This window comes from Streptomyces phytophilus (assembly GCF_013870535.1).
GTDB classification, from domain to species: Bacteria; Actinomycetota; Actinomycetes; order Streptomycetales; family Streptomycetaceae; genus Streptomyces; species Streptomyces phytophilus.
On record NZ_JACBXC010000125.1, the window covers coordinates 1 to 9033 of the forward strand.

At 71.9% G+C, this 9033-nt stretch carries 9 protein-coding genes; 6 read left to right on the forward strand and 3 right to left on the reverse strand.

Translation table 11 applies throughout. The features are described from left to right. Positions 1-812: hypothetical protein (locus H5J30_RS09560; protein WP_181786945.1), on the forward strand; the 812-nt coding region annotated here is incomplete at its 5' end. Positions 813-879: 67 nt separating this feature from the next. Here H5J30_RS09560 and H5J30_RS09565 read toward each other — a convergent pair. Both H5J30_RS09565 and H5J30_RS09570 read right to left on the reverse strand, forming a co-directional pair. Beyond that, positions 880-1545 carry a nitroreductase gene (locus tag H5J30_RS09565; RefSeq protein WP_181786947.1) on the reverse strand — a complete coding sequence of 222 codons (666 nt, stop codon included), beginning with the start codon at positions 1543-1545 and terminating at the stop codon, positions 880-882. Between the two features lie 3 nt (positions 1546-1548). Continuing rightward, positions 1549-2112, reverse strand: a complete 564-nt coding sequence (locus tag H5J30_RS09570; protein ID WP_181786949.1) for a dihydrofolate reductase family protein — start codon at positions 2110-2112, stop codon at positions 1549-1551. Between the two features lie 218 nt (positions 2113-2330). Between H5J30_RS09570 and H5J30_RS09575 the strand changes: the two genes are divergently transcribed. Beyond that, positions 2331-3128: a calcium-binding protein gene (locus tag H5J30_RS09575; RefSeq protein ID WP_181786951.1), complete on the forward strand. Its 798-nt coding sequence runs from the start codon at positions 2331-2333 to the stop codon at positions 3126-3128. A 36-nt stretch (positions 3129-3164) separates the two neighbouring features. Here H5J30_RS09575 and H5J30_RS09580 read toward each other — a convergent pair whose 3' ends face one another. Beyond that, a complete protein-coding gene (locus H5J30_RS09580; RefSeq protein ID WP_181786953.1) occupies positions 3165-3713 on the reverse strand; it encodes a GNAT family N-acetyltransferase in 549 nt (182 codons plus the stop codon). 101 nt (positions 3714-3814) lie between these two features. Here H5J30_RS09580 and H5J30_RS09585 point away from each other — a divergent pair, with 101 nt between their 5' ends. The 4 genes from H5J30_RS09585 to H5J30_RS09600 all read left to right on the forward strand — a co-directional run. Beyond that, positions 3815-5050 carry a helix-turn-helix domain-containing protein gene (locus tag H5J30_RS09585; protein ID WP_181786955.1) on the forward strand — a complete coding sequence of 412 codons (1236 nt, stop codon included), beginning with the start codon at positions 3815-3817 and terminating at the stop codon, positions 5048-5050. A 196-nt stretch (positions 5051-5246) separates the two neighbouring features. After that, positions 5247-6035: an ATP-binding protein gene (locus H5J30_RS09590; protein ID WP_258563217.1), complete on the forward strand. Its 789-nt coding sequence runs from the start codon at positions 5247-5249 to the stop codon at positions 6033-6035. A gap of 107 nt (positions 6036-6142) precedes the next feature. Beyond that, a complete protein-coding gene (locus H5J30_RS09595) occupies positions 6143-6454 on the forward strand; it encodes a MazG-like family protein (protein WP_181786956.1) in 312 nt (103 codons plus the stop codon). A gap of 439 nt (positions 6455-6893) precedes the next feature. Beyond that, the coding region (locus tag H5J30_RS09600) for an ATP-binding protein (protein WP_181786958.1) at positions 6894-9033 on the forward strand (2140 nt) is incomplete at its 3' end.

Consider the following 9033-nt stretch of genomic DNA (forward strand, 5'->3'; position numbering starts at 1 on the left):
TGCGTACGACCGTCGCGCACGTCACGATCCACATGCTCCGGTCCGGCACCGTCGTGGAATCGCCCGGCACGGGCGAACCCCCGGCCCACCCCGGCTCCGTACGGGTGGCGATGCTGGTCGTCCTCGACACACTGACGCCGCCGGAGCGGCTGGCGTACGCGCTCCAGGACATGTTCGCGGGATCGTTCGAGGAGGTCGCGGCGCTGGCGGCGCGGACCACCCGGCAACTGGCGGGCAGCGCACGCCGACCGGGCCCGGCGGGCGAGGCAGGCTACGACAGGGGCCCCACGGGCACCCCGCCCGCCGTGAACTTCGCGGCGAGGACGGGCGCGGACATCGCGGCCGCGTTCCTGGCGGCGTCCCGCGGGGGCGACTTCGAGGCGATGCTGACGGCCCTGGACCCGAACCACCCGAACCGCCCGAACCGCCAGGACCGCGGCACCGCACCGCAGCCCCCGCACACCACGGCCACCACCCCCGGCGACACCACCCCCGGCGACACCCCCCGCGGTGACGCCACCCCCCGCCCCGCCCCCGCCCCGCCGCCCGCCGCCCCACCCGGCGCGTACGCGGAACGCCGCGGCGGCGACGCCGTCATCGGCACCACGGAGGTCCGCGGCCCGGAGTCGGTCACCCGCGTCTGCACGGTACGCACCTGGGCCCCGATCCCCGCCCTCATCGACGGCGCCGCGGGCCTGGTCTGGGTCCGCAACGGCCGCCCCCAACTCGCCTTCCGCTTCACGGTCCAGGAGGGTGAGATCACGGCCACGGAACTGGAGACGGACATCGCGGACCTGAGCATCGTCTACTAGACCGGCAGCGACACCGGCAGCGACACCGGCACAACCGCGCCCGCGCCGACGCGGCCGGACGGCCGTATCACCCGCCGATGAAGCTCACCGTTTCCGCCATCCGCGCCCGCCCGGTACGCAGCGGGGGCACGCCTTCCTGCTCGAACCCCACCGAGATGCCGCAGAGCAGCACGGAGTCGTCGTCGGCCCCGACCGTTCGGCCGACGGTCTCGCGGTACATGGTCCACATCACCTGCGGGCAGCTGTGCAGCCCTTCGGCCCGCAGCAGCAGCATCACCGTCTGCAGGTACATCCCCGCGTCCGCCCACTGCCCGGGGCCCATCGCCCGGTCGAGGTAGCAGAACAGAACGACCGGCGCCCCGAACGCCCCCGCGTTCAGTGCGGCGATCTTCCCGGGCCGGTCGGGATCGTCGCGCTCGATCCCCAGCGCCTGGTACCGCTGGGCGGCCGCGGCGGAAATACGCTCCCGATACGGCGGGGCCAACTCGTCCGGGTACATCGGGTACTCGCGCTCGTCACCCGGGTCACCCGCCAGCGCCCTGGCGGTCGCACGCCTCTTCAACTCGGCCAGCGGTCCGCCGGTCACGACGTACAGCCGCCACGGCTGGAGGTTCCCACTGGACGGCGCGCGCGCCGCCCCGGTCAGCACCCGTTCGAGCACCTCCTTGGGCACCGGCTCGCCGCTGAACGCCCGTACGGCCCGGCGGCTGTCCACGGCCTCGTACACGTCCACGCCCTACACGGTACGCGTCCGGTAGCGCGCGAAGATCAGCCCACTGTCGAACGCCCGCTCCTCGACCAACTCCAGGTCGAGCCGCACCCCGTCGGGAAAGAACCGCTTGCCGCCGCCGACCACGCTCGTGGTGACGAACAGGTGGTACTCGTCCACCAGCCCGGCCGCGATCGCCTGCGCCGCGAGGTTCGGCCCGTCGACGGTGAGATCCGCGCCGGCCTCCGCCTTGAGCTTGCGCACCGCCTCCGGGTCGAAGTCCCGCTCGATCCGGGTCTTCGCGCTGGACACCGACTCCAGCGTGGTGGAGTACACGACCTTCTCGGCGGCCTGCCAGTCGCGGGCGTACTGCAGGATGTGCGGCGGCTGGCCGGGCTCGTTGTGCGCGGTCTCCCAGTAGACCATCGTCTCGTACATCCGCCGGCCGTAGAGATACGTACCCACGGGCCGGTAGAGGTCGTTGACGAAGGTATGCACCTCGGGATCCTCGGCCCCGGTGCCGATCCCTCCCTCGGCGGCCTCGGCGTAGCCGTCGAGCGAGGTCATCATCGAGTAGATGAGCTTTGCCATGGTTCTCCTTGAGGGTACGGCGAGAGCCGGTGCGGCTCTCCTGGAGGATGAGACCTCTCCACGCGCCGAAACTCATCGCCGGCCGGCGCGACAGCGTGATCGATGGGCAACCATTCCTGCGCGGCGACGGTCTTGTCGGTGCCGCCCGTGTACCGGGCGGCCAGTCAGCTCCGCCCCGGGATGTTCCTGAGGCGCCGGACCGTGGAGGAATCGCCTTCATGCAGCACCGCACCATCGTGACGGGCCTCGCCGCGGCCCTTGCCCTCTCCGCGTTCACGATTCCCGCGACCGCCCGGGCGGACGAGTCCTACGGCGACATCCAGATCACCGAGGTGGTCGCCAACGGTGGGAAGAACATCGTCCTGGGCACCAGGGACGTGAAGAAGTTCACCATCTCGGTGACTGCCGTGGACGACTCGGGCATCCAGGTCGGAGACACCTTCCCGTCGATGTGGAACGGACTCGTCCCGTGGGAGGGGACCTACCTCTACCACGGTTTCGTGATGCCCGATGACATCGCCGGCAAGTGCGTGGACGAAAGCTTCACCACGACCACGTGCACGTACAAGCTGGAAATGGATCCGCGCGTCGACCCCCAGGACAACACCACGGCCGGAACCTGGAAGGTCAGCGCCCACTCCGAGGCCAACGACGGGGACTACATCGGCAAGGACGCCGCCGCGAAGGCGAAGGTCCTGCGCAACTCCAAGCTGAAGGTCAACGCCTCGCCGGAGCCGGTGAAGAAGAACAAGGCCATCACCGTCACGGGCGCCCTGACCCGCGCCAACTGGAAGACCTTCAAGTACGGGGGCTACACCGACCAGCCGGTGAAGCTCCAGTACCGGAAGAAGGGCACCGGCACCTACAAGACCCTCAAGACCGTCAGGACGGACAGCAGGGGCAACCTCAAGACGACGACGAAGGCCACGGCGGACGGCTACTACCGCTACTCCTTCGCCGGCACGTACACCACCGCGGCGGAGACCTCGACACCGGACTACGTCGACGTAACGTAACCCCGCCCTGAGCCGCGCAAAAAGGCGCAGTCGCGCTCAGCCCTCCGTCGCGCGCGCCATCACGGTGAGGACCGGGGACGCGGCGGAGGGCCGGCTCCGGCCGATGTCCTCGTAGCCCCACGTCTCATAGAGGGCGTGCACCTTCCCGTCGCCGGCCGCCGGGTTCACCATGAGGGTGACGTACGGCTCGTCCCGGGTGGCGAGGAGCGCGTCGTGGACGCGTCGGGCGGTGCCGGTGCCGGTGCCGCGCCACGCGGTGCGTATGCCGATCTCTTTGAGCGCCGCCGCCGGGCGTGCCGTGTACGTGTCCGAGGGCTCCGGACTGGTGCGCTGCCAGTACCGGTCACCGCGTTCGACGGTGTTGCAGTAGGCATAGCCGACGGGCTCCCCGTCCGCGTACGCGAGCACGGCGGTGAACCCGGGTTCGGAGCCGTGCCGGTCCAGCCGCTCGCCGAAGGCGGTGACGGCGTAATTGGGCAGGTGGAGAAGCGGGGCGCGGACGGCGGCGTAGACGTCGAGGAGGTCGCTGCGGACCGTCTCCAGACGGGTGGTGGCCCGAAGTTCGACCGAGGATGCCGCCGTCATGTCCCTTCCTCTCCTCCTGGCTGGCCTCGATCTGTTCCTTGTGGCCAACCCGGTGAATCCCGGTACGGTTCGAAGTGTCCTAGACGAGATCGGAGTTCCGTATGCCCCAGTGGAGCGCGTACACCCCCGGCGAGCGGATCAAGATCCTCAGGGGCCGCGAGGTCACGCAGACCGACCTGGCCGACATGACCGGGCTGGCGTTAATCACTGTCCAGAAGGCGGAGCAGGACATCTGCCTCACCCTGCCGACGCTGCTGAAGATCAGTGCTGCGCTGTCCGTGGACGTTTCCGTCCTCCTCGGCCAGCAGGCCCCACGCCGCGCCATGGAGCAGGGGGATCGCACCATGCTCCGCCAAGTCGCCCAAGCAACGCACGACACCGCCGCCGGGCTGCTGCCGGAAGGTGCAGAGCCGGTTCCGGACGGCGTGCTGACCTCGTCGGCAAAGCTGGCGTGGCAGCACTACTGGAAAGGCGACTACCTCACCCTTGGCGGTGTCCTCGTCCCGCTGCTGACCGACGCGGCGGTGACGTGTGACGCCCAGCCCACCTCGGCCGCGTGGCAGGCTTTGTCCGACGCGTACCAGATCACCGCCTGCATGGCGAACCTCCTCGGCGCCCGGGACCTGGCTTACGCGGCGGTGGGGCACGCCAAGCACGCCGCCGAGCATGCCGGTGACGAACTGCGCGCCGCACGCGTCGACTCCGCCCGCTCCTGGGTGTACCTGAGGGACGGCAGGGTCTCCGACTCGCTCGAACTCGCCCAGGCCGCCAGTGAGGGAATCGAGCCCTCCTATCGCGACGCGTCCCACGAACGGCTGGCGGTCTACGGCAACTTGCTGACCCACTGCGCCGTCACCTGCGCCCGCCTCGATGACACCGACCGGGCCGGTGACTTCCTTTCCCAGGTGCACGCGGTCGGTGCGCGGCTCGGGGACGAGTACGACTTCCACGGTGCCCGGTTCGGGCCCACGACGGCCTCGACACAGGCGGTCGGAGTCAACGTGACGGTGGGCGAGCACGGCAAGGCCCTCCGGTTGAGTGCCGACATTCACGACGGCGATCTCTCCGGTCTGGCGGGCGCAGCACGTAACCGGTACAAGCTCGACGTGGCGCTGGCGCAGGCAGACGCCAAGATGTGGGACACCTCGCTCGACACCCTGGAAAGTGTCCTGACCGACGCCCCGCAATGGGCTCGTCACCAGGCCCTGCCGAACGTCATCCTCGAACGCGTCGGCCGGGCGTCGACGGACCGCCTGCGGCGGCTGTCCAAACTCGTCGGTGCCCCCGCTTTGCCGGCGGGCGGCTTGACGGAAACGGGCACTCAAGCCGCACTCTGAGCGCGAACGCGAAGCGAGGTCTTCCGTCACGGAAGACCTCGCGCGGGGCAAGGGGCCGATTCCACCGCCACGGATGACCTGCGTCGACCCGCATTCGTCCCCTATTCCGCTGCGGAAGGCTCGCGCGTAGACGAGTTGGCGCACTCTTCCCCCTCGGATCTTCTCGGAGAGTGACCAGACCGGCACGCTGTGAGGCATGCCAAGGAGCAGTCAGGAATCAGCCCGCCGCCGTGCGATCGCGCACACGGCGTACAGCCCTGATCGGGTGAGCGTGGTCCTCTACGCCTGCTTGCCCACGGAGTCGGACGCGGAGCCGGTCATGGACGCGCTTGCCGACTACGCGCGTGCCCGGGACTGGAACGTCCTCGACATACTCCACGACATCGATCGCTGCGAAGATCTCGACAACCGCCGGCACTGGCCCACCGCACGGGAACTGCTGGTGACAGGCCGCGCCAGTGGCCTCGTGGCACCGTCGGAGATCCACCTCACCACCGGCTGCCGAGAGTCGTTCCGCCGCTGGCTCTCCTCTGTCGGCGCCTTCTTCGCCTGCCCCGCGGAGCACACACCGGGCGAGCGCCGGGGTGCGGAACTGGGACGGGCGTACAGCGCGATCCTGCCGCGTACCGAGGCTTCGGTGGCCAGGGCGCGCAGGCTCGTCACCACCTCGTTGCGGGCCTGGTCGCTGGAGGCCGGGAACGCGGACGTGTGTCTCGTCATGAGCGAGTTGGTGACCAACGCGGTGCGGCACGCGCGGCTGGAGGTCGTGCACGTGAAGGTGTCCCGGCTCGGGCCCTGTCGCGTCAGGGTCGCGGTCGTGGACCGGTCGCGCTCCATGCCGCGGCTCGTCCGGGCCGGCGTGGGCGACGAGTCGGGGAGAGGGCTGGCCGCGGTGGCCGGGTGCTCCGCCGCGTGGGGTGCCGAAGCCGTGCCGTGGGGCAAGCGGGTGTGGGCGGACGTCGACGTGTACGGCGGGGGCTTGTGAGCGGGCACGTTGGCGAGTTGCTCTACGTGGCCGTACTCGTCGGCGTTCTCGTACTTCTCACCGTGGGGATCGCCTTCGCGGACTGAACCGGACACCGAGGAACTGCAATGGACGAGACCTGGAAGACGATCGAGCGGCTCTGCGACTGGCTGGATGCCGAGAGCCCGGTGCAGGGGAGGACCGAGCGGCTCATGCGGATCCTCAAGATCGGTGAGGAGTACGGGGAGGTCGCCGGGGCGTTGCGCGGCCTCCTCGGTGCGCATCCGGGGAAGGGCAAGACCCACACGATCGACGACCTCTGCGACGAATTGGGCGACGTGATCGTGACGAGCATGGTTGCTCTCGTCTCCGTCGCGGACGACGCCCGCGAAGTTTTCGACACCAGGCTGCGGGAGATCGCCCACCGCTCCCCCGGCTGAACCGGGATGCCGCGAGGGCGAAGAAGAGTGGCACGACACCCCGGGGGAAAGGTGCCGCGCCACTCGGTTCTTGGGGGCACCTCAGGGCGGTGCGGGCCCGGGGGTCGGCAATGCGGCCGGGGGCCGGGCGGTGTGGGTGGCGTGGGGCCCCGGCGGTGGGCTCACGCCACCCACGGTCTGCCCGGTGTCGCCGACGCGGCGGGGTGTCGACCTTGCGGTCGAGCGCGTACGGGAGCGTTCCGGATGCCGCACCGCGTCCCCCCTCGGTCGCGCGTGAAGTTGCCGTCTCCCTCTATGACAGCCGGGAGCCGCCGGATGTGACGGGCCGGTCTTGCCGGGGGTGCGGACTGAGGCTTACCTTCACGCTGTCGCCGCCGCGACGCGCCCCCCGCACACCCCCGCACGGCGCGTCGCTGGACCCCACCGGCCGGAGGCGCTCATGACCGTGACCGTTCCGCGCCCCGCGGAAGCGCCCGTGCTGGTCGGGCGGGCGCGGGAGTTGGGCGCGCTTGTGGATGCCGTCAGGCGGTCGCCCTCGGTGGCGATGGTCGAGGGCGAGGCCGGGATCGGGAAGACGCGGCTGATCCGGGAGGCGCTGCGGGATCCCGCGGTGCGGGGGCGGCGGGTGCTGGTCGGGGGGTGCCGGCCGCTGCGGGAGCCGTTTCCGTACGGGCCCGTGTTCGATCTGCTGCGGCATCTCGCCGGCGGGCTGCCCACGGTGCTGAGCCCGGTGTGCGGGGCTCTGCGGGCGTATCTGCCGGAGTTGGCGGACCGGTTGCCGCCCGCGCCCGAGCTGCTCAGCGATCTGCGCGCGGGGCGGCACCGGCTGTTCCGTGCCGTACGGGCCCTCCTCGACGCCGCGGGCGAGACCGTCATGGTGGTCGAGGATCTGCACTGGACCGACGACGGCACCCGCGACCTGCTGCGCTTCCTCGTCGACGATCCCCCCGACGGGCTGTCCGCCGTGCTCAGTTACCGCCGCGAGGACCTTCCGGGCAGCGGGCTGCCGCTGGGCCGCGCGTACCGGCAGCCGCCCGGCACCACCGCCGTCGTCATCCCCCTGCGCCCCCTGGACGTCCACGGCGTACGCGGCATGTTCACCGCCCTGACCGGGGTGTCCCCCGAGGCCCCCGAGGCCCCCGAGGCCACGCCCGCGTTCGTCGACGAGCTGCACCGCCGCACCGCCGGCATCCCCTTCGTCGTCGAGGAGGTCGTACGCGCCCTCCCCGCCGCCGAGCACGGCGCGTTCGCCCGCATGCCCGTCCCCACCCGCCTCCAGGAGGCCGTCGCCGACCGCATGAGCGTGCTCTCCCCCGCCGCCGCCGACGCCGTACGCGCCGCGTCCGTGCTGCGCGTACCCGCCGGTGAGGCGCTGATCGCCGCCGTCGTACGCGGCTCCCCCGCGCAGCCCGCCGCGCCCGCGGACTCCGCGGCCGTACGCGAGGCGCTGCGCGCCGGGGTGCTGCACGAGTGGGGCGAGGACCGCTACGGCTTCCGCCACGCGCTGGCCCAGCAGGCCGTCTACGCCGGCCTCCTCGGCCCCGACCGGCACCGCCTCCACCGCCAGGCCATGCGCGCCCTCGCCGCCGAGGACCCGCAGCCCCTCATCCAGCTCGCCTACCACGCCCACCACGGCGGCGAGCTGGCCCAGTGGCAGCGCTACGCCGAGGCCGCCGCCGGCTCCGCGCGCGAGGTCGGCGATCTGGCGCTGGCCGTGGGGGTGTTGGAGGAACTGCTGGCCGACGGGCGGCTCGGGCGGCCCGAGTGCGCCCGTATCGCCGTCGACCTCAGCCGCGACGCCGTCGTCGGGCTCACCCACCACCGGGCCACCGCGCTGCTGCACGACATCGTCCGCGACGGCCACATCCCCGACGGCGTACGCGGCGAGATCCGGCTCAACCTCGGCCTCCTCCTCTACAACCAGGCCGGCCGCTACGAGGAGGGCCGCACCCACACCGAGGTCGCCGTGGCGGAGCTGCACGGCCGGCCCGCGCTCGCCGCCCGCGGCATGGCGGCGCTCGCCATGCCCAGTTGGGGCGACCACCCGCGGCAGGTCTACGAGCGGTGGATCGACCGGGCGGAGGCGCTGGTGGCGCACGAGTCCGACCCCGCGGTCCGCACCGCCGTACGCGGCAACCACCTGGCGTTGCGCATGAGCCTCGGCGACCCGGCGGTGTGGGAGGAGGCCGAACGCCTCATCGGCCGCTCGGGGCCCGGCACCCACCGGCGCCAGGTCGCCCGCGCCTGCGGCAACTTCGCCGACGCCGCCACCTGCCTCGGCCACTACCAGGCGGCGCACCGCTACCGCGGCGAGGGGCGGCGGCTGGCGGCGGAGTGCGGGGCGGCGTTCCTTGAGGGCATCGTGGAGGGCACGGCGCTGCGTCTGGAGTGGTACGCGGGCCGCTGGCGGGGGCTCGCGGAACGGTGCCGGCGCACCCTCGACGCCGTACACGGCGTCTCCAGCATCGCCGCGGACGCGCACCTGGTGCTGGGGCTGCTGGCGTCGGCGGTGGGCGAGTGGGACGAGGCGGCGGCGGAGCTGGCCGCGGCCGGGCTCGCCGACCCGCGCAACGCGCCCG